Origin of the sequence: Kitasatospora griseola (genome assembly GCF_044999035.1) — a bacterium.
Taxonomy (GTDB): domain Bacteria; phylum Actinomycetota; class Actinomycetes; order Streptomycetales; family Streptomycetaceae; genus Kitasatospora; species Kitasatospora griseola.
Genome location: NZ_CP173360.1, coordinates 3,326,257 through 3,349,858 on the forward strand (window position 1 = coordinate 3,326,257; position 23,602 = coordinate 3,349,858).

21 protein-coding genes are annotated in these 23,602 nt (G+C 71.5%); 15 read left to right on the forward strand and 6 right to left on the reverse strand.

Annotation, left to right across the window (positions count from 1 at the left end):
• Positions 1 to 71 precede the first annotated feature (71 nt).
• Positions 72 to 2,474 (reverse strand): endopeptidase La, encoded by a 2,403-nt coding sequence (gene lon, locus ACI1MP_RS14845; RefSeq protein ID WP_404868833.1) that lies wholly within the window; start codon positions 2,472 to 2,474, stop codon positions 72 to 74.
• A 110-nt stretch (positions 2,475 to 2,584) separates the two neighbouring features.
• The gene (locus tag ACI1MP_RS14850; protein ID WP_380333910.1) at positions 2,585 to 3,277 is read right to left on the reverse strand and encodes a rhomboid-like protein; all 693 of its coding nucleotides are present in this window, start codon (positions 3,275 to 3,277) and stop codon (positions 2,585 to 2,587) included.
• 358 nt (positions 3,278 to 3,635) lie between these two features.
• Between ACI1MP_RS14850 and ACI1MP_RS14855 the strand changes: the two genes are divergently transcribed.
• From ACI1MP_RS14855 to ACI1MP_RS14880, 6 genes are all read left to right on the forward strand, one after another.
• Positions 3,636 to 4,370 (forward strand): response regulator transcription factor, encoded by a 735-nt coding sequence (locus ACI1MP_RS14855; RefSeq protein WP_014138042.1) that lies wholly within the window; start codon positions 3,636 to 3,638, stop codon positions 4,368 to 4,370.
• 79 nt (positions 4,371 to 4,449) lie between these two features.
• Complete coding sequence (locus ACI1MP_RS14860; protein WP_380333909.1) at positions 4,450 to 5,589, forward strand: ATP-binding protein; 1,140 nt, start codon at positions 4,450 to 4,452, stop codon at positions 5,587 to 5,589.
• 289 nt (positions 5,590 to 5,878) lie between these two features.
• Positions 5,879 to 9,634 (forward strand): multifunctional oxoglutarate decarboxylase/oxoglutarate dehydrogenase thiamine pyrophosphate-binding subunit/dihydrolipoyllysine-residue succinyltransferase subunit, encoded by a 3,756-nt coding sequence (locus tag ACI1MP_RS14865; protein WP_404868834.1) that lies wholly within the window; start codon positions 5,879 to 5,881, stop codon positions 9,632 to 9,634.
• Positions 9,635 to 9,762: 128 nt separating this feature from the next.
• Complete coding sequence (locus ACI1MP_RS14870; protein WP_043915988.1) at positions 9,763 to 9,942, forward strand: DUF6104 family protein; 180 nt, start codon at positions 9,763 to 9,765, stop codon at positions 9,940 to 9,942.
• 221 nt (positions 9,943 to 10,163) lie between these two features.
• Positions 10,164 to 11,057: a DUF4097 family beta strand repeat-containing protein gene (locus tag ACI1MP_RS14875; protein WP_100588049.1), complete on the forward strand. Its 894-nt coding sequence runs from the start codon at positions 10,164 to 10,166 to the stop codon at positions 11,055 to 11,057.
• Between the two features lies 1 nt (position 11,058).
• Positions 11,059 to 12,078 carry a helix-turn-helix transcriptional regulator gene (locus ACI1MP_RS14880; RefSeq protein WP_404868835.1) on the forward strand — a complete coding sequence of 340 codons (1,020 nt, stop codon included), beginning with the start codon at positions 11,059 to 11,061 and terminating at the stop codon, positions 12,076 to 12,078.
• Positions 12,079 to 12,147: 69 nt separating this feature from the next.
• Here the strand turns inward: ACI1MP_RS14880 and ACI1MP_RS14885 are convergent, their stop codons facing one another.
• Together ACI1MP_RS14885 and ACI1MP_RS14890 are read right to left on the reverse strand one after the other, a co-directional pair.
• Positions 12,148 to 13,110: a zinc-binding dehydrogenase gene (locus ACI1MP_RS14885; RefSeq protein ID WP_404868836.1), complete on the reverse strand. Its 963-nt coding sequence runs from the start codon at positions 13,108 to 13,110 to the stop codon at positions 12,148 to 12,150.
• Positions 13,111 to 13,410: 300 nt separating this feature from the next.
• Entirely contained in the window at positions 13,411 to 14,604 is a 1,194-nt protein-coding gene (locus ACI1MP_RS14890; protein WP_380342816.1) for an NADP-dependent malic enzyme, read from the reverse strand.
• A gap of 567 nt (positions 14,605 to 15,171) precedes the next feature.
• Between ACI1MP_RS14890 and ACI1MP_RS14895 the strand changes: the two genes are divergently transcribed.
• The 5 genes from ACI1MP_RS14895 (at position 15,172) to ACI1MP_RS14915 (ending at position 19,864) form a co-directional block, all read left to right on the forward strand.
• A complete protein-coding gene (locus ACI1MP_RS14895) occupies positions 15,172 to 16,101 on the forward strand; it encodes an ABC transporter substrate-binding protein (protein ID WP_380342813.1) in 930 nt (309 codons plus the stop codon).
• 305 nt (positions 16,102 to 16,406) lie between these two features.
• Positions 16,407 to 17,351, forward strand: a complete 945-nt coding sequence (locus ACI1MP_RS14900; protein WP_152645279.1) for an ABC transporter substrate-binding protein — start codon at positions 16,407 to 16,409, stop codon at positions 17,349 to 17,351.
• Between the two features lie 35 nt (positions 17,352 to 17,386).
• A complete protein-coding gene (locus tag ACI1MP_RS14905; RefSeq protein ID WP_380342809.1) occupies positions 17,387 to 18,349 on the forward strand; it encodes an amino acid ABC transporter permease in 963 nt (320 codons plus the stop codon).
• A gap of 41 nt (positions 18,350 to 18,390) precedes the next feature.
• Positions 18,391 to 19,143, forward strand: coding sequence for an amino acid ABC transporter ATP-binding protein (locus ACI1MP_RS14910; protein WP_043916818.1), 753 nt, complete (start codon positions 18,391 to 18,393; stop codon positions 19,141 to 19,143).
• Between the two features lie 124 nt (positions 19,144 to 19,267).
• On the forward strand, positions 19,268 to 19,864 hold the full coding sequence (locus tag ACI1MP_RS14915) for a CGNR zinc finger domain-containing protein (RefSeq protein WP_363472668.1): 597 nt from the start codon (positions 19,268 to 19,270) through the stop codon (positions 19,862 to 19,864).
• 7 nt (positions 19,865 to 19,871) lie between these two features.
• On the opposite strand, the gene sodX is transcribed toward ACI1MP_RS14915, so the two are convergent.
• On the reverse strand, positions 19,872 to 20,279 hold the full coding sequence (gene sodX, locus ACI1MP_RS14920; protein ID WP_404868837.1) for a nickel-type superoxide dismutase maturation protease: 408 nt from the start codon (positions 20,277 to 20,279) through the stop codon (positions 19,872 to 19,874).
• Between the two features lie 104 nt (positions 20,280 to 20,383).
• Here sodX and sodN point away from each other — a divergent pair, with 104 nt between their 5' ends.
• The 4 genes from sodN (at position 20,384) to ACI1MP_RS14940 (ending at position 23,062) form a co-directional block, all read left to right on the forward strand.
• Positions 20,384 to 20,779: a superoxide dismutase, Ni gene (gene sodN / locus ACI1MP_RS14925; RefSeq protein WP_043915979.1), complete on the forward strand. Its 396-nt coding sequence runs from the start codon at positions 20,384 to 20,386 to the stop codon at positions 20,777 to 20,779.
• 202 nt (positions 20,780 to 20,981) lie between these two features.
• Positions 20,982 to 21,461 carry a GNAT family N-acetyltransferase gene (locus tag ACI1MP_RS14930; RefSeq protein ID WP_404870803.1) on the forward strand — a complete coding sequence of 160 codons (480 nt, stop codon included), beginning with the start codon at positions 20,982 to 20,984 and terminating at the stop codon, positions 21,459 to 21,461.
• 172 nt (positions 21,462 to 21,633) lie between these two features.
• Entirely contained in the window at positions 21,634 to 22,047 is a 414-nt protein-coding gene (locus tag ACI1MP_RS14935) for an anti-sigma regulatory factor (RefSeq protein ID WP_100588057.1), read from the forward strand.
• A 136-nt stretch (positions 22,048 to 22,183) separates the two neighbouring features.
• Complete coding sequence (locus tag ACI1MP_RS14940; RefSeq protein ID WP_369880299.1) at positions 22,184 to 23,062, forward strand: RNA polymerase sigma factor SigF; 879 nt, start codon at positions 22,184 to 22,186, stop codon at positions 23,060 to 23,062.
• 75 nt (positions 23,063 to 23,137) lie between these two features.
• Here the strand turns inward: ACI1MP_RS14940 and ACI1MP_RS14945 are convergent, their stop codons facing one another.
• Positions 23,138 to 23,557: a hypothetical protein gene (locus ACI1MP_RS14945; RefSeq protein ID WP_043915976.1), complete on the reverse strand. Its 420-nt coding sequence runs from the start codon at positions 23,555 to 23,557 to the stop codon at positions 23,138 to 23,140.
• Positions 23,558 to 23,602 lie beyond the last annotated feature (45 nt).

Consider the following 23,602-nt stretch of genomic DNA (forward strand, 5'->3'; position numbering starts at 1 on the left):
GTCTGCCACGGGCCCGGATCGCCAACCACCAGGGGCCCTCGGAGTGGACACTCCGAGGGCCCCGGCCGTGCTCAGGCCGCCGCGACCAGCACCTCGGCCGGCTCCAGCGCCAGCCGCAGCACCTCCCGCACGTCGGCGACGGCGTGCACCGTCAGCCGCTCCAGCACCTCGGCGGGGACGTCGTCCAGGTCCGCCTCGTTGCGCTTCGGGATGATCACCGTGGTGACCCCGGCCCGGTCCGCGGCCAGCAGCTTCTGCTTGACCCCGCCGATCGGGAGCACCCGCCCGGTCAGCGACACCTCGCCGGTCATCGCCACGTCGGTGCGCACCTTGCGCCCCGACAGCAGCGAGGCCAGCGCCGTGGTCATCGTGATGCCCGCGCTCGGACCGTCCTTCGGCACCGCGCCGGCCGGCACGTGCAGGTGGATGCCCCGCTCGCGCAGGCCCGTCACCGGCAGCTCCAACTCGGCGCCGCGCGACCGCAGGTAGGAGAGCGCGATGTGCGCCGACTCCTTCATCACGTCGCCCAGCTGCCCGGTCAGCGTCAGCCCGGTCGAACCGGTCTCCGCGTCCGCCAGCGACGCCTCGATGTAGAGGACGTCGCCGCCGGCCCCGGTCACCGCCAGCCCGGTCGCCACCCCGGGCACCGCGGTGCGCCGCTCGGCCGGTTCCTGCGCCGCCTCCGGCACGTGGTGCGGCCGGCCCAGCAGCGCCCGCAGGTCGTCCGCGCCGACCGCGGCCGGCAGCTCGCGCTCGCCCAGCTCGGTCTGGGCCGCGACCTTGCGCAGGATCCGCGCGATCGCCCGCTCCAGGTTCCGGACGCCCGCCTCCCGGGTGTACTCGGCGGCGAGCCGGCGCAGCGCCTCCTCGTCCACCGTCAGCTGCTCCGCGGCCAGGCCCGCCTTGGCGAGCTGGCGGGGCAGCAGGTGGTCGCGGGCGATGGCGACCTTCTCGTCCTCGGTGTAGCCGTCCAGCCGGACCACGTCCATCCGGTCCAGCAGCGGCTCCGGGATCGCCTCCATGACGTTGGCGGTGGCCAGGAACACCACGTCCGACAGGTCCAGCTCGACCTCCAGGTAGTGGTCCCGGAAGGTGTGGTTCTGCGCCGGGTCCAGCACCTCCAGCAGCGCCGCCGCCGGGTCGCCCCGGTAGTCCGACCCGACCTTGTCGATCTCGTCCAGCAGCACCACCGGGTTCATCGTCCCGGCCTCCTTGATCGCCCGGACGATCCGGCCGGGGATCGAGCCCACGTACGTCCGCCGGTGGCCGCGGATCTCCGCCTCGTCCCGGACGCCGCCGAGCGCCACCCGCACGAACGACCGGCCCATCGCCCGGGCCACCGACTCACCCAGCGAGGTCTTGCCGACACCGGGCGGGCCGACCAGCGCCAGCACCGCGCCCCCGCGCCGGCCGCCGATCTGCCCCAGCCCCTGGTCGGCCCGGCGCTTGCGCACCGCCAGGTACTCGACGATCCGGTCCTTCACGTCCGCCAGCCCGTTGTGGTCCGCGTCCAGCACGGCCCGCGCACCGGCCAGGTCGTACGCGTCCTCGGAGCGCTCGTTCCACGGCAGCTCCAGCACCGTGTCCAGCCAGGTGCGGATCCACGAGCCCTCGGGCGACTGCTCACTGGAGCGCTCCAGCTTGTCGACCTCCTTGAGCGCCGCCTCCCGCACCTTCTCCGGCAGCGCCGCGGCCTCCACCCGGGCCCGGTAGTCAGCGTCTTCGAAGCCTCCGAGCCCCGCCTCGCCGTTCAGCTCGGCCAGCTCCTTGCGGACGGCCTCCAGCTGGCGGCGCAGCAGGAACTCCTTCTGCTGCTTGGCGACGCCGTCCTCGACGTCCTTGCGGATGGTGTCGTTGACCTCCTCCTCCGCGAGGTGCTCGCGCAGCAGCCCCAGCGCGTACTCCAGCCGGGCCGGCCGGTCCGCCTCCAGCAGCACCTTCAGCTTCTGCTCGGCGGTGGCGAACGGCGCGTACCCGATGTTGTCCGCGAGCTCGCCGATGTCCTCGATCGCCGCCACCCGGTCGACGATCTGCCACGCCCCGCGCTTGCGCAGCCACTTCGTGGACAGCGCCTTGTACTCCTTGGCCAGCTCGGCCGCCCGGCCCGCCACCGGCAGCCCCGGGTCCGACTCCTGGAACGGCGTGGTCTCCACCCACAGCGCCGCCCCCGGCCCGGTCGTCCCCGTGCCGATCCGCACCCGTCGCACGGCCCGCACCAGCGCCGCCGGATCCCCGTCCGCCAGCCGCCCCACCTGCTCGACCGTCGCCAGCGCACCCACCGCCGCGTACGACCCGTCCAGCCGCGGCACCAGCAGCACCTGCGGCTTCCCCCCGTTGCTCCCCGCCCTGGCCGCCTCCACGGCAGCCCTCACCTCCGGATCCGAAAGCTCCAGCGGAACCACCATGCCGGGGAGCACCACCTCGTCGTCGAGCGGCAGCACAGGCAGAGTGAGTGGAACGGACGTCGATGCCATGATCTCTCCCCAGTCAGTGAAGTTGAGTCGACCTGACTAAGGCTTGGGGCGCATCGATTGTTCCCCTCCGGCTGTTCACCCTGAGCGAAGCGGGCGCAGGCCCGCGCGGCTCAGCTCTCCACGACCGTCGCCGTCTTCCAGGCCCGCACCCGCTCCGGCCCCCGGGGCCCCTTCCCCCGCCGCAGCCACGGCCACATCGCCACGCCCAGCAGCATCGCCGCCGGATGCCCGACCGAGGTCACCAGGTCGGGATCGGTGAGCAGCTGGTGCCCGATCAGCGCCAGTCCCGCCCCGAGCGCGAGCGCCCGCCCGGGCCGCCGCAGCAGTCCGGCCAGCCCGCCCAGCGAGGCCAGCACTCCGTAGCTGACGCCGATGTCCATCGCGTCCAGCACGTCGGGCGCGGTCGCCCCGCCGGCCACCGTCGCCACCACCACTCCCTGCGAGAGCAGCGTCGCGCCGATGTGGCCGGCCCCGAAGACGCCGAGGGCACGGAGTCCGCCGGCCCGTCGTTCCAGGGGTGCGACGGTGAGGAGGAAGGCCCAGAAGTAGGGCATCCAGACCGATCCGGCGACCCACAGCCCGCTGCCGAGGAGGGAGACCACGGGGTGGACCATCAGGTTGTGCGCGTCGGTGGAGGACACCGACTGGAGTCGGTGCACCGTCTCGGGGTCGCCGAACCGGGCGTAGAGCGTGGTGCCGAGCAGCAGGGCGAGGTAACCGAGCGCGAACGGATTCGTCCGGGGGGTGGGGACGGCCCGCAGCCCCGGCCTGATCAGTCGTCGTCGCAGTTCCGCGCTGGTCATGGTGCCTCCCGAACGCCTCGTCGGGCCCACGATACGGGGGGCAGGTGAAAGGTGTCTGGGTAAGTCCTGTGAAGACCGCTGCGCGTGCATATGCCGCTCGCACACGTACCGTTACAGGTCGCAAGTGCTGCGGGTAAGGTACTGGCCCGTGCCCGTCCGAACGGGGACCTGCCAACCATGACGGTCCGCGGCCGGAATCCTCCGGTCCGCCATACCGGGCGGGGACGGCGTCCGTACGCTGCCAGGAGCAGCACCGGCGGGCGGGGCAACAGCCCACGACGGAACAAGACGACTACGAAGCGGAGCCCGCCGTCCCCACAGGCGGCCGGCCCGCAGCCCTGGGGGCGGTGGCGTGACCGTGACAGAGATTCAGCAAGAGACGATCAGCAGTGGCCCGGTGGGCACCCAGCGACGGGTGCTCGTGGTGGAGGACGAGCCGACCATCGCGGAGTCGATCGCGGCGCGGCTGGGAGCCGAGGGCTTCAAGGTGGCGGTGGCCCACGACGGGCCGGGCGCGGTGGACGGCTTCCACACCTGGCAGCCGGACCTGGTGGTGCTCGACATCATGCTGCCGGGCTTCGACGGCCTGGAGGTGTGCCGCCGGATCCAGGCCCAGCGCCCGGTGCCGGTGCTGATGCTGACCGCGCGGGACGACGAGACGGACCTGCTGGTGGGTCTCGGCGTCGGCGCGGACGACTACATGACCAAGCCGTTCTCGATGCGCGAGCTGGCGGCCCGGGTGAACGTGCTGCTGCGCCGGGTGGAGCGCGCCCAGCAGGCGGCCCGTACGCCGGCGCTCGGCAGCCTGCGCTTCGGCGAGCTGGAGATCGACCACGTGCAGCGCCGGGTCCGGCTGGGTTCGGGCGACGTGCACCTGACGCCGACCGAGTTCGACCTGCTGGCCTGCCTGGCGGCGCAGCCGCGCGCGGTGCTGACCCGCGAGCAGCTGCTGGCCGAGGTGTGGGACTGGACCGACGCGTCCGGCACCCGCACGGTCGACAGCCACGTGAAGGCGCTGCGCCGGAAGATCGGCGCCAGCTGGATCCGCACGGTGCACGGCGTGGGGTACGCGCTGGAGGCTCCGCTGTCCTGACCCGGCGCCGCCGGTCCGGGCCTCCGGGGGGCCCGCGCGGCGTTCCGGTCCGGCACGGGGGACGAGTACTGGGGACACCATGACCTTTCCGCAGCAACGCAACGGGGAAGCCGAGCCGACCCCGCAGCCCCCGCTGGTGGTGCGCGCCGCGCGCCGGGTGTGGGCCGACATCCGCCCGTTCGACCCGGTGCGCTCGGTCAAGGGCAAACTGGCGATGCTGGTGGTCGTCTCGGTGGTGCTGGCCACCGGCATGGTGGTGGTGGCGATCCGGTCGGAGACCCAGATCCGGATCATCATGATCTTCTCGCTGATCGCCTCGCTGCTGTTCATGCAGTTCCTGGCGAACGGCCTGACCGCGCCGCTCAGGGACATGACGGCGGCGGCCCGGTCGATGGCCGAGGGCGACTACAGCGCCCGGGTGGACGTGTCCTCGCGGGACGAGATCGGCGAGCTGGCCGACACCTTCAACCGGATGGCGGGCGATCTGGAAGCCGCCGACCGGCACCGCCGCGAGCTGATCGCCAACGTCTCGCACGAGCTGCGCACGCCGATCGCGGCGCTGCGCGGCCTGCTGGAGAACGTGGTGGACGGCGTGGTGAAGCCGGATCCGAAGAACCTGGGCACCGCGCTGGAGCAGACCGAGCGCCTGGGCCGGCTGGTCACCCACCTGCTGGACCTGTCGAAGCTGGACGACGGCGTGGTCCCGTTGGACTGCCGCCCGTTCCAGGTGCAGGAGTTCCTGGACGGCGTGCTGCGGGGCGTGACGGTGGACGGCGCGACGGCGGGCGGCGCGTACGCCCGGCGCGAGGACGTGCGACTGGCGCTCGACGTGCAGCCGGCCGACCTGTCGGCGGTGGCGGACGCGGAGCGGCTGCACCAGGTGGTGGCCAATCTGGTGGACAACGCCTGCAAGCACTCGCCGGCCGGCGGCACCGTGACGGTGCGGGCCCGGGCGGTGGAGGCCGGCGGGCTGCTGCTGGAGGTCGAGGACCAGGGTCCGGGCATTCCGCCCGCCGACCGGGAGCGGGTGTTCGAGCGGTTCGGCCGCAGCGGCTCGCCGACGGCGCTCGGCCCGGGCAGCGACGGCGGGACCGGTCTGGGCCTGGCGATCGCCCGCTGGGCGGTGGACCTGCACGGCGGCCGGATCCGGGTGGCGGAGGCTCCGGCCGGCTGCCGGATCGAGGTCACCCTGCCGGGTGAGAGCGTCGTCACCGCTTAGTTTGTGGCGGAACCGGTACAAACCATGTTCGAGGCCGGGCCGGGGCAGTCAACGAACCGTCCCGGACCCCCAGTTCGTCCGATTTTCACTCGATATGACAGAGATCGACCCACCCGCCGGTTCCCTGCTTTCCGGCATCTCTAACGCACAGTTCCAGCCAAAATCCGGTCCGACGATGTGATCTGGGCGACGCCTGAGCATCGGGGACTGCGCGATCACTGGTCGGAGGCGTAGCCTTAATCCCCGCTGTCCACCATCCCAAAAGGAAGCGGAAGAGGGCGGTTGCCCCGTGTCGCCACACCAAGAAACCCCCAGCTCGGCAAGCTCCACTGGCTTCGGCCCCAATGAGTGGCTCGTCGACGAGATCTACCAGCAGTACCTCCAGGACCCGGCCTCGGTCGACCGTGCCTGGTGGGACTTTTTCGCCGACTACAAGCCCGGTACCGAGGTGACTCCAGTGACCCAGGCCGCAACTCCGGTCGGCTCCCAGCCGGCCCCCGTTGCCGCTCCCGCTGCCGCTGCTCCGGCCGCGGTCGCCCCCGCCGCTCCGGTCGCCGCCCCGGCGCCCGCGCAGCCGGTGGCCGCCCAGGCCCCGCTGGCCGCCGCTCCCGCCGCCCCGCCCGCGCCGAAGGTCGCGGCCCCGGCCGCCGCCGCCGCGCCGGCGCAGGCCGCCGCCGAAGGCCCGCAGCTGATCCAGCTGCGCGGCCCGGCGAAGGCCGTGGCGTCGAACATGGATGCTTCGCTGGAGGTCCCGACCGCCACCTCGGTGCGCGCCGTGCCCGCCAAGCTGTTGATCGACAACCGCATCGTCATCAACAACCACCTGCAGCGCGCCCGCGGCGGCAAGGTGTCCTTCACCCACCTGATCGGCTACGCGCTGGTTCAGGCCGTGAAGGCCAACCCGGGCATGAACTACAGCTACAAGGTGGAGGACGGCAAGTCCTACCTGGTGAAGCCCGAGCACGTGAACCTGGGCCTCGCCATCGACCTGGTCAAGCCGAACGGCGACCGCCAGCTGGTCGTCGCGGCCATCAAGAAGGCCGAGACGCTCGACTTCTTCGGCTTCTGGCAGGCCTACGAGGACATCGTCCGCCGGGCCCGCGCCAACAAGCTGACCATGGACGACTTCACCGGCGTCACGGTCTCGCTGACCAACCCGGGCGGCATCGGCACCGTGCACTCCGTGCCGCGCCTGATGCAGAACCAGGGCACCATCGTCGGCGTCGGCGCGATGGAGTACCCGGCCGAGTTCCAGGGCTCCTCCCCGGAGACGCTGGCCCGCCTGGGCGTCTCCAAGATCATGACGCTCACCTCGACCTACGACCACCGGGTCATCCAGGGTGCGGCCTCGGGCGAGTTCCTCCGCTCGATCCACCAGCTGCTGCTGGGCGCGAACAACTTCTACGACGAGGTGTTCGAGGCCCTGCGGATCCCGTACGAGCCGGTGCGCTGGGCCACCGACGTGGCGACCACGCACGACGACGAGGTCAACAAGACCGCGCGCGTCATGGAGCTCATCCACTCCTACCGGGTCCGCGGCCACCTGATGGCCGACACCGACCCGCTGGAGTACATGCAGCGCAAGCACCCCGACCTGGACGTCACCACGCACGGCCTCACCCTGTGGGACCTGGAGCGCGAGTTCGCGGTCGGCGGCTTCGGCGGCCAGAAGATGATGAAGCTCCGCGACATCCTCGGCCTGCTGCGCAACACGTACTGCCGCACCGTCGGCATCGAGTACATGCACATCCAGGACCCGGCGCAGCGCAAGTGGATCCAGGAGCGCCTGGAGAAGCCGTACACCAAGCCGGAGCGCGAGGAGCAGCTGCGCGTCCTGCGCCGGCTGAACTCGGCCGAGGCGTTCGAGACCTTCCTGCAGACCAAGTACGTCGGGCAGAAGCGCTTCTCGCTGGAGGGCGGCGAGTCGCTCATCCCGCTGCTGGACGCCACCATCGACGCCGCCGCCGAGCACCGCCTCGACGAGGCCGTCATCGGCATGGCCCACCGCGGCCGCCTGAACGTGCTGGCGAACATCGTCGGCAAGCCGTTCGGCAAGATCTTCGGCGAGTTCGAGGGCAACCTCGACCCGAAGTCGATGCACGGCTCGGGCGACGTGAAGTACCACCTTGGCTCCGAGGGCACCTTCACCGGCCTGGACGGCGAGACCATCAAGGTGTCGCTGGCCGCGAACCCGTCCCACCTGGAGACCGTCGACCCGGTCGTCGAGGGCATCGCCCGCGCCAAGCAGGACATCCTGGACTTCGGCGGCACGACCTTCCCGGTGCTGCCGATCCAGATCCACGGCGACGCGGCCTTCGCGGGCCAGGGCGTGGTCGCGGAGACCCTGAACATGTCGCAGCTGCGCGGCTACCGCACCGGCGGCACCGTGCACATCGTGGTCAACAACCAGGTCGGCTTCACTGCCGCCCCGACCTCCTCGCGCTCGTCGATGTACTGCACCGACGTGGCCCGGATGATCGAGGCGCCGATCTTCCACGTGAACGGCGACGACCCGGAGGCCGTCGTCCGCGTCGCGCGGCTCGCCTTCGAGTTCCGTCAGGCGTTCCACAAGGACGTCGTGATCGACCTCATCTGCTACCGCCGCCGCGGTCACAACGAGGCCGACAACCCGTCGTTCACCCAGCCGCTGATGTACGACCTGATCGACAAGAAGCGTTCGGTGCGCAAGCTGTACACCGAGGCGCTGATCGGTCGCGGCGACATCACCATGGAAGAGGCGGAGCAGGCGCTCCAGGACTTCCAGGGACAGCTGGAGAAGGTGTTCGCGGAGGTCCGCGAGGCCACCGCCGCCCCGGCCCCGGCCGAGACCGGCCGCCCGGTCGCGAACTTCCCGGTGTCCATCCAGACCGGCATCTCCGCCGAGATGATCAAGCGGATCGCCGCCTCGCAGGTCAACCTGCCGGACTGGCTGACCGTCCACCCGCGTCTGCTGCCGCAGCTGCAGCGCCGCGCCGCCTCGGTCGAGGACAACACCATCGACTGGGCCACCGGCGAGGCGCTCGCCATCGGCTCGCTGCTGATGGAGGGCCACCCGGTCCGACTGGCCGGCCAGGACTCGCGCCGCGGCACCTTCGGCCAGCGCCACGCGGTGCTGATCGACCGGAACACCGGCGAGGACTACACCCCGCTGATGTACCTGACCGAGGACCAGGCCCGCTTCACCGTCTACGACTCGCTGCTCAGCGAGTACGCGGCGATGGGCTTCGAGTACGGCTACTCGCTGACCCGCCCGAACGCGCTGGTCATGTGGGAGGCGCAGTTCGGCGACTTCGTCAACGGCGCGCAGACCATGGTCGACGAGTACATCGCGTCCGCCGAGCAGAAGTGGGGCCAGCACTCCGGCGTCACCCTGCTGCTGCCGCACGGCATGGAGGGCCAGGGCCCGGACCACTCGTCCGCCCGCCCGGAGCGCTTCCTGGCGCTGTGCGCGCAGGACAACATGACGGTCGCCATGCCGACCCTGCCGTCGAACTACTTCCACCTGCTGCGCTGGCAGGCGCACAACCCGCACCACAAGCCGCTGGTCGTCTTCACCCCGAAGTCGATGCTGCGTCTGAAGGCCGCGGCGTCCTCGTCGTCCGAGTTCATGAGCGGCTCGTTCCGCCCGGTGATCGGCGACAGCACGGTGGACCCGGCGCAGGTGCGCAAGGTGGTCATCACCTCCGGCAAGTTCTACTACGACCTGGAGGCGGCCCGGACCGAGCGCGGCGTCACCGACACCGCCATCGTCCGCGTCGAGCGCCTGTACCCGCTGCCGATCGCGGAGCTCCAGGAGGAGCTGGCCCGCTACGGCGAGGGCGTCCAGTTCGTCTGGGCCCAGGAGGAGCCGGCCAACCAGGGTGCCTGGCCGTTCATCGCGATGAACCTGGTCGACCACCTGCAGGTCGTCATCGGCCGCTCCGCCAACAGTGGCGCCCGTCTGCGCCGCGTCGCCCGCACGGCCTCCTCGGCCCCCGCGGTCGGCTCGGCCAAGCGGCACGCCGCCGAGCAGGCGGCCCTGGTCGACGAGGTGTTCGCGCTCTGACGCGCTGACGCCCGCCCGGCCCTGTCGGCCCCCGTCCCCGGTCTCCGGGGACGGGGGCCGCACCCGTTCCCGGGCGGCGCACTATCCTGGGCGACGGCGTACCAGAACCACCACCGGAGCGAGTAACCGTGTACTTCACCGACCGCGGCATCGAGGAGCTGGAGAGCCGGCGAGGCGAGGAGGAGGTCACTTTCGAGTGGCTGGCCGAGCGCCTGAAGGAGTTCGTCGACCTGAACCCCGACTTCGAGGTGCCGGTGGAACGGCTGGCCACCTGGCTGGCCCGGCTGGACGACGAGGACGAGGACTGACGCACCGTCAGCAGCGCGGCCCGGAAGGCGTTTTCCGCCTTCCGGGCCGTCGTCTTTCCGGGCGGCCCCGGGGCAGCCCCTCGGGGTGGGGTCGGGGTCGGCCGGGGGTCCGGTCCGGGTCCGGATCGGGGTCGGAGCGCCTTGACTTCCGCCCGACGCGATATATCGTAAATACCAACGACAACGCGATACATCGCGTATGGGAGGACGGGGAGCCGGACATGTTCCAGCGGACGGTAGACAGCACCGAGACCATCACCTTCGACGAGACCGTGCACATCCTGCACGTCCGGGCCGTCGACGGCACCGTGAACGTGGTCCCCACCGAGGGACCGGCCCGCCTCGAAGTGGCCGCCCTGGAGGGCGAGCCGATCGAGGTCACCCTGGTCGACGGCGAGCTCACCGTCACCTACAAGGACCTCAGCTGGGCCCAGTTCGGCGAGGCCGCGAAGTCCGTGCAGACCGTGAAGTCCTACTTCTCCGGCCTGCGCCGCAAGCGCCGCGTCGAGCTCACGGTGGCCGTCCCGGCCGCCGCCGCGGTCAAGGTCGGCACGGTCTCCGCCCACGCCACCGTCTCCGGCATCGCCGGCGAGGTCGGCGTGCACGGCGCCAGCGGCGACACCACGCTCGCCGGGCTGACCGGCCTGGTCTCCGCCAACACCGTCTCCGGCGACGTGGACGCCGAAGGCCTGTCCGGCGAGCTGAAGGTCAACACGGTCTCCGGCGCCGTCACCCTGGTGGCCGGCAGCGCCACCCGGATCCGCGCCCACTCGGTGTCCGGCGCGGTCACCCTCGACCTGGACGCCGCCACCCCCACCGACATCGGCGTCACCACCGTCTCCGGCCCGGTCGGCGTCCGACTGCCCTCGTTCGCCGACGCCAAGGTCGAGGCCGGCACCACCAGCGGCACCCTCTCCAGCGCGTTCGCCGAGCTCAGCGTCGGTGGCGGCTGGGGCTCCAAGAAGCTCTCCGGCCAGCTCGGCTCCGGCGCCGGCCGCCTCCAGGTGACCACCGTCACCGGCGCGGTCACCGTCCAGCGCCGTCCCGACGCCGAGGAGGACCAGCCGGCCAAGGAACTGACCGCCGGCCCGCTCGACCTGACCAAGGAGGTCTGAGATGACCCCGGTGTTCGGCCACGGCCGGCTCCGCCTGTACCTGTTGAAGCTGCTCGACGAGAGCCCCCGGCACGGGTACGAGGTGATCCGCCTGCTGGAGGAGCGCTTCCACGGCCTGTACGCGCCCTCCGCGGGCACCGTCTACCCCCGGCTCGCCAAGCTGGAGGCCGAGGGCCTGGTCAGCCACACCACCGAGGGCGGCCGCAAGGTCTACCGGCTCACCGACACCGGGCGCGCCGAACTCGCCTCCCGCCAGGCCGAGCTGGAGGCCCTGGAGGCGGAGATCCACGACTCGGTCGGCCAGCTGGCCGGCGCCATCCGGCAGGACGTCCGGGACAGCGCCAAGGACCTGCGCGCCGAGTTCTGGCAGCAGGCCAAGGACACCCCGGCCGCCACCGGCGACCCGTTCGCCACACCCTGGCAGAACAAGGAGTCCTGGCAGCGCGCCAAGGAGCAGTTCGCCCAGCTCAAGGCCGAGGCGAAGGAACAGGCCCGCCGCGCCAAGGAGCAGGAGAAGGCGGCCCGCCAGCAGGCCAAGGCCGCCGAGGCCGAGGCCAAGCGGCTGCGCGAGCAGTCCAAGGCCGCCCGCACCGCCGCCCAGCAGGAAGCCCTGCGGCTCAAGCGCCGGATCGAGGAACAGGTCCGCGAGCACACCTCGCACGGCGACTGGTCCACCGGTCTGGCCGAGGGCCTGGCCGAACTCACCCGCGGCCTCGGCTCGCTGGCCGACGCCGCCCGCTGGGGCAGCACCGAGACACCGGCCGCGGAATCGCCGACCGCCGAATCGCCGACCGCAGCGGAAGCCGTCCGGATCGACCTCGACAAGTCCGACGCCGAGCTGCCGGACTGGGCCCGCACCGACCCGGCCGGCGACCCGGCCCGCGAGCTGGAGCGCCTGCTCGACCGCTTCCGCGACCACGTCCGCGACACCGCCCGCGACCGCGGCGTGGACGCCGCCGGCCTGGCCCGCGCCCAGCAGGCACTGGCCGCCGCGGCCGGCGCCCTGCACCGGCGCCGCTGAGCCCGAAGAGCCCCTGGCCTTCCCCCAACCCCCTCGGGGCCGGGGGAGGGCCAGGGGCTCTTCGCCTGCTCAGGGCGTCAGCACCAGCTTGCCGAACACCTGCCCGCGCTCCAGCTGCTCGAACGCCGCCCGGGCCTCCGCCAGCGGCCGCACCGAGTCGATCACCGGCCGCACCCCGGAATTCGCGCACAGCGCCAGCAGACCGGCCAGCTCCTCCTTGGAACCCATGGTCGAACCGACCACCTTCAGCTCCAGGAAGAAGATCCGGTTCAGCTCGGCGGCCTTCGGGCTCGGCCCGCTGGTCGCCCCCGAGATCACGATCGTCCCGCCCGGACGGAGCGACTTCACCGAGTGCGACCAGGTCGCCGCGCCCACCGTCTCCATCACCGCGTCCACCCGCTCCGGCAGCCGGGCGCCGCTCTCGAACGCGGCATCCGCGCCCGACTCGACCGCACGGGCCCGCTTGGCCTCGTCCCGGCCCGTCACCCAGACCCGCAGCCCCGCCGCCTTCGCCAGCACCACCAGCGCCGTCGACACCCCGCCGCCGGCCCCCTGCACCAGCACCGTGTCGCCCGGCTTCACGCCCGCGTTGGTGAACAGCATCCGGTACGCCGTCAGCCACGCCGTAGGCAGGCACGCCGCCTGCTCGAAGCTCAGCTCCTTTGGCTTCGGCAGCAGGTTCCACGTCGGCACCGCGACGCGCTGCGCGAACGTCCCCTGGTAGCGCTCGGTGAGGATCGACCGCGGCTCGTCCGGGCCCACCCCGTGACCGCTCTGCCCGATCACCGAGTGGATCACCACCTCGTTGCCGTGCTCGTCCACCCCGGCCGCGTCGCACCCGAGAACCATCGGCAACCGCTCGGCCGGCAGCCCCACCCCCCGCAACGACCACAGGTCGTGGTGGTTCAAGGTGGCGGCCTTCACCGTCACCACGCTCCACCCCGGCCGCACCTCCGGCTCGGGCACCTCGCCCAGCTCCAGCGCGCTCAACGGATCGTCAGGACTGATACGGGCGGCATAGGCAGCAAACATGCCCGGACCATAGCCCTGCAGCCGCCCGGCTGTTAACCACGACCCACTGTGAGACGACGCATATTGCGCGACGGCAGGAGAAGCGCACAACCGGCGAGCACGACCAGAGGGTGCGAACCCAGGGGCGCGGGGAACTGCGCGAAGCGGAAGGCACCCCGTCCGCAGGATCGCGACGCGGGCAATGACCTGCCGTTGGTCGCGCCCTTACGGACCGGTGTGCGCTTGTCGCGCAGTTCTCCCCCCCAGCCCCAGCGGACTGGGAGGTGCCCCCACGCGCCCCTGTTCTCACAACCGCCCGCGTTACAGCCGCGCGAGGCCCTCCGCCTTCGCCGCGTCCGCGACCGCCCGCGTGACCGCCGGGGCGACGCGCTCGTCGAAGGGGGACGGGATGACCTTCTGCGGGGTCAGTTCGTCCGCGACGACGCCCGCCAGGGCCTTCGCGGCGGCGAGCTTCATGCCCTCCGAGATCCGGCTGGCCCGGACCGACAGCGCGCCGGCGAAGATGCCCGGGAAGGCCAGCACGTTGTTGATCTGGTTGGGGAAGTCGGAGCGTCCGGTGGCGACGACGGCCGCGTAACGGTGGGCGACCTCGGGGTGGATCTCCGGGGTGGGGTTGGCCATCGCGAAGATGAAGCAGCCGGGCGCCATGGTGGCGACGGCTTCCTCGGGGACGGTGCCGCCGGAGACGCCGATGAAGACGTCCGCGCCGTTCAGGGCGTCCGCGAGGCTGCCCTTGCGGCCGGTGCGGTTGGTGAGTGCGGCGATCTCGGCCTTGGCGTCGGTCAGGTCGCCGCGGCCCTCGTACACCACGCCGCGGCGGTCGCAGACGGCGACGTCGCCGATGCCGGCGGCGACCAGCATCTTGGCGATGGCGATGCCGGCCGCGCCGGCACCGGAGATGACGGCCCGCAGGTCGCCGATCTCGCGGCCGGTGACCTTGGCGGCGTTCCAGAGGGCCGCGGTGGTGACGATCGCGGTGCCGTGCTGGTCGTCGTGGAAGACCGGGATGTCGAGCCGCTCCTGGAGCTGCTTCTCGATCTCGAAGCAGCGGGGGGCGGAGATGTCTTCGAGGTTGACGCCGCCGAAGGACGGGGCCATCCGGACGACCGTCTCGACGATCTCGTCGACCTCGGTGCAGGCCAGCGCGATCGGGACCGCGTCCACGCCGGCGAACTGCTTGAACAGGATGGCCTTGCCCTCCATGACGGGCAGCGAGGCCTCGGGGCCGATGTCGCCGAGGCCGAGCACCGCGGTGCCGTCGGTGACGACGGCGACGGTGTTGGCCTTCCAGGTGTAGTCGTTGACCAGTTCGGGCTTCTCGGCGATGGCGGTGCAGACCCGGGCGACGCCGGGGGTGTAGGCGAGGGACAGGTCGTCCGCGTCGCGCACCGGAACGGTGGCCCGGACCTCCATCTTGCCGCCGCGGTGCAGCGCGAAGACGGCGTCGACCGGGTCGTCCGTGCTCTGGGTGTCGGTGATGATCTCCGCTGCCACAATGACCTCTTCGTCATAGGCGAAGGCGCGCTTTCCGACGGACTTCGACCCGCTCGCGCGCCGATGCGCGAAGGACGGGCACGCCGTCGGTGGCGCACCCGTGGCCGGGTCGGGACGCTGCCGTCGGGCGGGCGCCCTCGGGTGAGGGTTTTCGGTGTTCTGCGCTGTTTCGTCGGGACGCCGGCATCGCACCGTTCCGCCGGGTCCGTCTTGTTCCGCGTGGCCCCCGAAGCGAGGGGTCCGCAGGCACTCGCAGGAGTGAACGCAGACACGCAAGGAAGCTGGTGCCTCGGATACGGAGCCGGTGACGGCTTCCGTTCCTGCGCACCCCGGCCCTGTGGCGAACCGGCGGTCTGAGTTCTGCGTCGGGGGTCACCCGATAGCAGATTCTGACACACCCGCCACCGGAGTCGGCCGGAGGGGATGGCAGTATCCGGTGTTCGACCACCGTTGTCCGGACGTTCCCGCGCCTTTCGGGTCCGCGTCCGGACCGCCCACCGCGCCCGGCCGCGCACAACCCGCGCACGGCGACGGAGGCCCGCACCACCTCTCCCACAGGAGCACGTCATGTCGTTGGCCACTCATTCCTCCGACTCCCCCGCAAGACAGCGGCTCGCCATCGCCGCGGCGGCCGGCTCGCTGCTGCTGCTGACCGCCTGCGGCAGCTCGTCCTCGGGCGGTTCGGCGTCCGCCGACCTGCACGGGCAGCTGCCCGATCCGGTGCGCAGCTCGGGAGTGCTGCGGGTCGGCACCGATCTGAAGTACGCCCCGATCGGGTTCAAGACCGCGGAGGGCAAGCCGGACGGCCTGGACGTGGACCTGGCGAACGCGCTGGGCCAGGCGCTGGGGGTGCGGGTGCAGTTCGCCGAGACGCCGTTCGAGCGGCTGTTCCTGGGGCTGCAGGCGCACGAGTTCGACGTGGTGATGTCGGGGATGACGGACAACCTCCAGCGCCGGGACGGCACCGACGCCAAGGGCATGAAGATGAACTCCGGCGTGGACTTCGTGGACTACTTCGTCACCGGCACCTCGATCGTGGTGGCCAAGGGCAACCCGCAGAAGGTCGGCACGCTGGACGACCTGTGCGGGCGGACGGTGGCACTGCAGCGCGGGACCGTGCAGGCGGTGCTGGCGGAGCGTCAGGCCGCGGTGTGCGACAAGGCGCACAAGAAGCTGACGGTGCAGCAGACCGACACCGACGACCAGGCGCTGGCGCTGGTGGCGCAGGGCAAGGCGGCCGCGGACCTGAGTGACACGCCTGCTGCGGCGTACGCGGCGCAGCAGGGGCGCGGTGGGGCGCAGTTCCAGCTGGTGGGCGAGCAGATGCAGGCGGGGCCGTACGGGATCGTGCTGTCGAAGGAGGACACCGAGCTGCGGGACGTCCTGGTGAAGGCGCTCGACCGGGTGATCCGCAGCGGTGAGTACGACAAGATCCTGGCGAAGTGGGGGCTGTCCTCCGGGGCGGCGCAGAACGCGGTGGTGAACGGCGGCTTCTAGCCGGCGGTGGGCGTGCCGGGGCCCGGACCGGTGGCGGTTCCGGGCCCCGGCACGCCCATGATGCATACTTATGCGTCATGTGACATGGTCAGGGTAATGGTCCGAATAGCGGACACATGGTGGTCCTGTTATCCGATTTTGATCTGATCCGAGGCCCGATCAGCCCTGCACGGTGGCAGGATTCCCCCACACATCGGATCCACCTGTCACCTCGGCGGAGGGTGGCGAGCACCGACCACGCTGTACCGCACCGCTCCCCCCAGCGGCGCAGGCCCCGTCCGACTCCCCAGGAGGAGATCCCCCTCATGACCGCTCGTACCCCGCGCACCCGGCTGATCGCCGCCGCTGCCGTCCTCGCGACCGGCTCCCTGCTCCTGACCGCGTGCGGCAGCACCACCAGCTCCTCCGGTTCGGCCGGCGCCGCGGGCCCCGCGGCCATACCGACCCAGGCCATCCCGGCCGCCTCCGCCGACCCTGCGCTGGCCGCGCTGCTCCCGGCCGACATCAAGTCCTCCGGCAAGCTCGTGGTCGCCGCCGACGCGTCCTACGCGCCCAACGAGTTCAAGGACGAGAAGGGCGCCATCGTCGGCATGGACATCGACCTCGCGGTCGCCATCGCCCAGAAGCTGGGCCTGACCGCGGACGTCCAGAACGCCGACTTCACGTCGATCATCCCGGGCATCTCCTCGAACAAGTACCAGCTCGGCATGAGCTCCTTCACCGACACGAAGGAGCGCGAGGCGACCGTCGACATGATCACCTACTTCACCGCGGGCTCCGCCGCCGCCGTGAAGAAGGGCAACCCGGACAAGATCGACCCGAAGGACCTGTGCGGCAAGAAGGTCGCGGTGCAGACCGGCACCACCCAGGCCGACGAGGTCAAGGACACCCGCAACCCGGACTGCGTAAAGGCCGGCAAGCCGACCATCCCGAACGACGGCGACAAGTTCACCCTCCAGACGGACGTCACCCAGTCCCTGATGGCCGGCCGCGACCAGGTGATGCTGGCCGACTCGCCGGTCGTCGACTACGCGCTGAAGCAGACCGGCGGCCAGCTGGAGAAGCTCGGCGACACCTACGACTCCGCCCCGTACGGCGCCATCGTCAACAAGGGCAGCCAGCTGACCAAGGCCGTCCAGGGCGCGATCACCGCGCTGATCGCCGACGGCACCTACAAGACGATCCTCGACAAGTGGGGCGTCTCCGCCGGCGCCGTCACCACGTCCGAGATCAACGCCGCCAAGAGCTGACCCTCCGCCGCCCGAGCCCCTGACGAGGTAATCACGTGAACAAGACCGACCAGGGGTCGGTGACATCGGGACGGTCTGAGGCCATCAAGGCCGTCCCGGTCCGCCACCCCGGACGCTGGGCCGGAGTCGCGGTCATCGCCGTCCTCGCCGCGATGCTGCTGCACGCCCTGATCTACAACCCCGCCTTCATGTGGGACGTGGTCTGGCGGACCATGCAGGACCAGACCGTGCTCCACGGCATCTGGGTGACCATCGAACTGACCGTCCTGTCGATGGTGATCGGCGTGATCGGCGGCGTCCTGCTGGCCGTCATGCGACTGTCCGGCAACCCGGTGCTGTCCGGCACCGCCTGGTTCTACATCTGGATCTTCCGCGGCACCCCGCTGCTGGTGCAGCTGGTGTTCTGGAACAACATCGGCTTCCTGTGGCCGAAGCTGTCGATCGGCATCCCGTTCGGCCCGTCGTTCTTCTCGGAGTCCTCCAACACCCTGGTGCCGGTGTTCACCGCCGCGCTGCTCGGCCTGGCGCTGAACGAGGCCGCCTACATGGCGGAGATCGTCCGGGCCGGCATCCAGTCGGTGGACGAGGGGCAGGCCGAGGCCGCGCACGCGCTCGGCATGTCGAAGGCCGCCACCATGCGCCGGATCGTGCTGCCGCAGGCGATGCGGGTGATCATCCCGCCGACCGGCAACGAGACCATCTCGATGCTGAAGAACACCTCGCTGGTCCAGGTGATCGCGCTGGTCGAGCTGTTCACCGCCGGTCACGACATCTACGCCCGCACGTTCCAGACCGTGCCGGTGCTGATCGCGGTGTCCATCTACTACCTGCTGATGACCTCCGTCATGACGATCGGCCAGTACTACATCGAGCGGCACTACGCCCGGGGCGCCAACCGGACGCTGCCGCCCACCCCGATCCAGCGGGTCCGCGCCCTGCTCGGCGGCACGCCCGCCCCCAAGGCCGCCCCGGTGTCGGACGAAGGGAGCCAGGCATGACCGACCTGACCAAGCCGCCGGTGACCGCCGACGTCCGTCCGATGGTCAAGGCCGAGGGCGTGCACAAGTCGTACGGCCAGGTCGAGGTGCTCAAGGGCATCGACCTGGAGGTGAAGCAGAGCGAGGTGTTCTGCCTGGTCGGCCCGTCCGGCTCCGGCAAGTCCACCTTCCTGCGGTGCATCAACCACCTGGAGAAGATCAACGCCGGCCGGCTGTACGTCGACGGCGACCTGGTCGGCTACCAGCAGCGCGGCGACCGGCTCTACGAGCTGAAGGACCGCGAGGTCGCGCTGAAGCGCCAGGACATCGGCATGGTGTTCCAGCGGTTCAACCTGTTCCCGCACATGACCGCGCTGGAGAACGTCATCGAGGCGCCGGTGCAGGTCAAGAAGGAGAACCGGGCGGCCGCCAAGGAGCGGGCGATGGCCCTGCTGGAGCGGGTCGGGCTGGCCGACAAGGCCGGCAACTACCCGACCCAGCTCTCCGGCGGCCAGCAGCAGCGGGTGGCGATCGCCCGGGCGCTGGCCATGCAGCCCAAGCTGATGCTGTTCGACGAGCCCACCTCGGCGCTCGACCCCGAACTGGTCGGCGAGGTGCTGGACGTCATGCGCGGCCTGGCCGAGGAGGGCATGACGATGATCGTGGTCACCCACGAGATGGGCTTCGCCCGCGAGGTCGGCGACGCCCTGGTGTTCATGGACGGCGGTGTGGTGGTCGAGTCCGGCCACCCGCGCGAGGTGCTCACCAACCCGCAGCACGAGCGCACCCGGGCGTTCCTGTCCAAGGTGCTCTGACCCGCTTCCGCTCCCCCGGTGCCCGTCGCACGCCCCCGCGTGCGGCGGGCACCGGCGCGTCCACGCCCACCTGTAATACCCTGGAGTCCTTGAGCCCGTTACATCCCGCCTCGGAAGGACCCCCGTGGATCTCGCCTCGTACGCCGACTTCGCCGTTCGGCTGGTCAACAGCGAGGAGCCGGACCGCGGCACCGACACCCTCACCTCGGTGGACACCGTCCGGTCCCTGTTCGGCAGCACCTCCGCCCGGGCGTCCGCACTCGCCGACGAGGCCGACCTGCCCCGGCTGCGCGGCGTCCGCACCCGGCTGCGCGGCGTCTTCGAGGCCGCCGCCGACGGCGAGGACGTCCGGGCCGTCGACCTGCTGAACAGCCTGATGGTGGAGTACCCGGTCAGCCCGCTGGTCTCCGGCCACGACGACCTGGACGACACCGGCCGCCCCAACTGGCACCTGCACCTGGCCGACAACGCGCCCACCGCGGCCGCCAACTACGCCGCGGTCGCCTGCATGGGGCTGGCCATCCACCTCACCGAGCTCGGCGTCGACCGGCTCGGCATCTGCCAGGCCGCGCCCTGCCGCAACGCCTACCTGGACACCTCCACCAACCGCTCCCGCCGCTACTGCTCGGACCGCTGCGCCACCCGCGCCAACGTGGCCGCCTACCGGGCCCGCAAGCGCCAGGAGGCGCAGCGCGCGCTGGCGGAGGCCGGCCAGGACTGAGCCGCCGTCAGAGCTCCGTCTCCACCGGCGCGCTGACGCCCAACCGCTCGGCCAGCCACGCCGGGCGGCCGCGCAGCGCGCGCTCCAGACCGCGCCCCGGGGCCAGCCAGGCCGGCCGGGGCGCCAGCCGCAGCAGCACTCGGCCGAGCACCAACTCGTCCGGCACCGCGCCGTATTCGCGGCTGTCGGTGCGCACCAGCGGGTTGTCGGAGAGCATCCACCAGCCGCCGGGGCGGCGCCCCACCGCCCGCTTCACCACCAGCAGGTCCTGCTGCAGCGGGTGCCGGAACAGCGCGATCGCGCCGGGCCGCAGCGGCGCGCCGTAGCGGACCAGCACCCGGTCGCCGTCGGACAGCAGCCGGCGCATCGACGGTCCGGCGATGTCGGCCACGCCGAGCGGTGTCCCAAATCGCACGATTCCCACTCCTTCTTTTGCCCTAGGCCCCCGGGGCGACGGCGAATTCGGCCCGTCGTGAGGGTAATGTCGGGCCCGGGAAGACGATCTAAGGAAGGACCCCCATGTTCTCTCGTCTGTTTGCTCCGCGGGTCACCGCCCACGCGCACTGCGACCTGCCCTGCGGCGTGTACGACCCCGCTCAGGCCCGCATCGAGGCCGAGTCCGTGAAGGCCACTCAGGAGAAGTACCAGGCCAACGAGGACCCGCACTTCCGTGCGCGCGCGATCGTCATCAAGGAGGAGCGCGCCGAGCTGGTCAAGCACCACCTCTCGGTGCTGCACACCGACTACTTCAAGGCCCCGCACTTCGAGGCCTACCCGGGCCTGCACGACCTGTTCAACCGTGCGGGCAAGGCCGCTTCGGCCGCCAAGGCGTCCACCGACCCGGCCACCGGCCAGGCCCTGCTGGACCTGATCGCCGAGATCGACGCCATCTTCTGGGAGACCAAGAAGGCCTGACGCTCCGTCAGCCCTCGCTCCTGCCGGAACCCGGCCGCCACTGCCCCCGCCCCGGGGCCCGGCGGCCGGGTTCCGCGTTTCCCCGGCCCCGGCCGCGGCCCGTCCGGCCCCGGGGTTTTCCCGGCTCCGTCCTGGGCATACAGCAGATTCCCGGGTGGCGGGGCTTTCCGGAAGGAGGGGGGAGATGAGTACGCTCGATCGTATGATCCGCACCGCGACTCCCGCCGACATCCCCGTCATCCACGCCATGATCCGCGAGCTCGCCGACTACGAGAAGGCCCTGCACGAGGCCCGGGCCACCGAGGAACAGCTGCACGACGCGCTGTTCGGCGAGCACCCGGCCCTGTTCGGTCTGATCGCCGAGGACGAGTCGGGCACACCGGCCGGCTTCGCGCTGTGGTTCCGCAACTTCTCGACCTGGCGCGGCACTCATGGCATCTACCTGGAAGACCTGTACGTCTCCCCCGACAAGCGCGGCGGAGGCCACGGCAAGGCGCTGCTCACCGAACTGGCCCGGATCTGCGTGGAGCGCGGCTACCACCGGATGGAGTGGTCGGTGCTGGACTGGAACGAGCCGTCGATCGGTTTCTACAAGTCGCTGGGCGCGGTCCCGATGGACGAGTGGACGGTCTTCCGGCTCACCGACGACGCCCTCGTCGAGCTGGGCTCCACGCCCCGTTGAAGGCAGCCCTGTTCGAACTCTGATCCCTCGTTCCCGTGACGGTGGACGGAGATCACGACAGACCGGCCCCGGGCGCGGTAACGTCTCGGGGCACAAGGCAGTTGAACCGATGCCAGTAGTGGTGCCGCGGGTCTCCGGGCCCCAAGCACCGAGCGTCACCCAGGAGGTGAGGGTGTCCCAGATCGACGGCGAGCCCGGAGTGAAGGACTTCGTTGAGGTCCGCCTGCCCGCGGCGGGCGCCTACCTCTCGGTGCTGCGGACGGCCACGGCCGGCCTCGCGGCACGGTTGGACTTCACCCTGGACGAGATCGAGGATCTCCGCATCGCGGTGGACGAGGCGTGCGCGATCCTGCTCCAACAGGCCGTTCCGGGCTCGATCCTGAGCTGCGAGTTCCGCCTGGTCGGCGACGCGCTGCGGGTCACCGTGTCCGCACCGACGACCGACGGACGCGCCCCGGAACGGGACACCTTCGCCTGGACGGTGCTCTCCGCGCTGGCCGGCGAGGTGGACTCCACGGTGGCCGTGGACAACACCGTCTCCATCAGCCTGCACAAGAAGCGCGGCGGGTCGCCGGGCCAGCCGTAGGTAGTGACGTGTTCTCGGAACGGAACGGGTGATCGCCGTGAGTGATCTGGACCGCACAGTTGCCGTCGTACCTCCGCAGGCCAGCGTTGCCCGCACCGCCACCCCTGACGAAGCCCTCCCGAAGGACCCCAGCCGGATGAGCCAGCCGACCGACCCGAAGCCCGAGCGGCCTGCGGCCGAGCCCGAGGAGGACGGCCCGGCGGCCGCCGCCGAGGCCGTCCGCTCGACCGTCCCGGCGCAGCACGGGCACCGCAGTGGCGCGCCCGACCGCGAGGCGGCCCGGGCGCTGTTCGTGCGGCTGTCCGAACTGCCGGAGGGATCGGCGGAGCGGGTGGAGATCCGCAACCAGCTGGTCCGGATGCACATCCCGCTGGTCGAGCACCTGGCTCGCCGGTTCCGCAACCGCGGCGAGCCGCTGGACGACCTGACCCAGGTCGCCACCATCGGCCTGATCAAGTCGGTGGACCGCTTCGACCACGAGCGTGGCGTGGAGTTCTCCACCTACGCGACGCCCACCATCGTCGGCGAGATCAAGCGGCACTTCCGCGACAAGGGCTGGGCGGTGCGGGTGCCGCGCCGACTGCAGGAGCTGCGGCTGTCGCTGACCACGGCGACCAGCGAGCTGTCCCAGCGGCACGGCCGCTCCCCCACGGTGCACGAGCTGGCCGAGCACCTGGGCATCTCCGAGGAGGACGTGCTGGAGGGCCTGGAGTCCGCCAACGCGTACTCCACGCTGTCCCTGGACGTGCCGGACAGCGACGACGAGTCGCCGGCCGTGGCGGACACCCTGGGCGCCACCGACGAGGCGCTGGAGGGCGTCGAGTACCGCGAGTCGCTGAAGCCGCTGCTGGCCCAACTCCCGCCCCGGGAGCAGAAGATCCTGGTGCTCCGGTTCTTCCGGAACATGACGCAGTCGCAGATCGCCGCCGAGGTCGGCATCTCCCAGATGCACGTCTCCCGGCTGCTGGCCCGCACCCTGGCCCAGCTCCGCGAGAAGCTGCTGGTCGAGGAGTGACCGACCCGTGCACGCGCCGCAGGGCCCGTCCCCGTACCCGGGGGCGGGCCCTGCGTCCGTCGGCGTCCGGGGCGGCTACTGCTCGCCGTACAGCACCGCGGTGACCTTCGGGTTGAGCAGCGAGACGATGCCGGCCAGGCCGAGCACCGCGATCGCGGCGCCGACGGCGACCATGCCGCCGCCGGACTGCCACATGTAGTACGCGACCGGCAGGCAGATGGAGTTGGTGAGCACGGCGGGGCTGCGGCCCCACTTCTGCCGGCGCAGCAGGGCGCGGCCGGCCAGCAGCGGCAGCAGGCCCATCAGCAGCAGCACGATGCCGCCCATCTCGGTGCGGCCGAAGGCGGCGTCCGAGCCGAGGAAGCCGGAGATCAGGTCGTAGACCCCCCAGCCCGCCATCGCCGCGCCCTCCAGCGCGGTGATGCCCGCGCCGACGAGCAGCGGGACGGGCCGGTCGGGCGCGGTGGCGGTGGCGGGAGCGGATTCAGCGGTCACCGGGCCAGGGTAACGGTCGTCCTGCCCGGGACGGGTCGTAGGCTG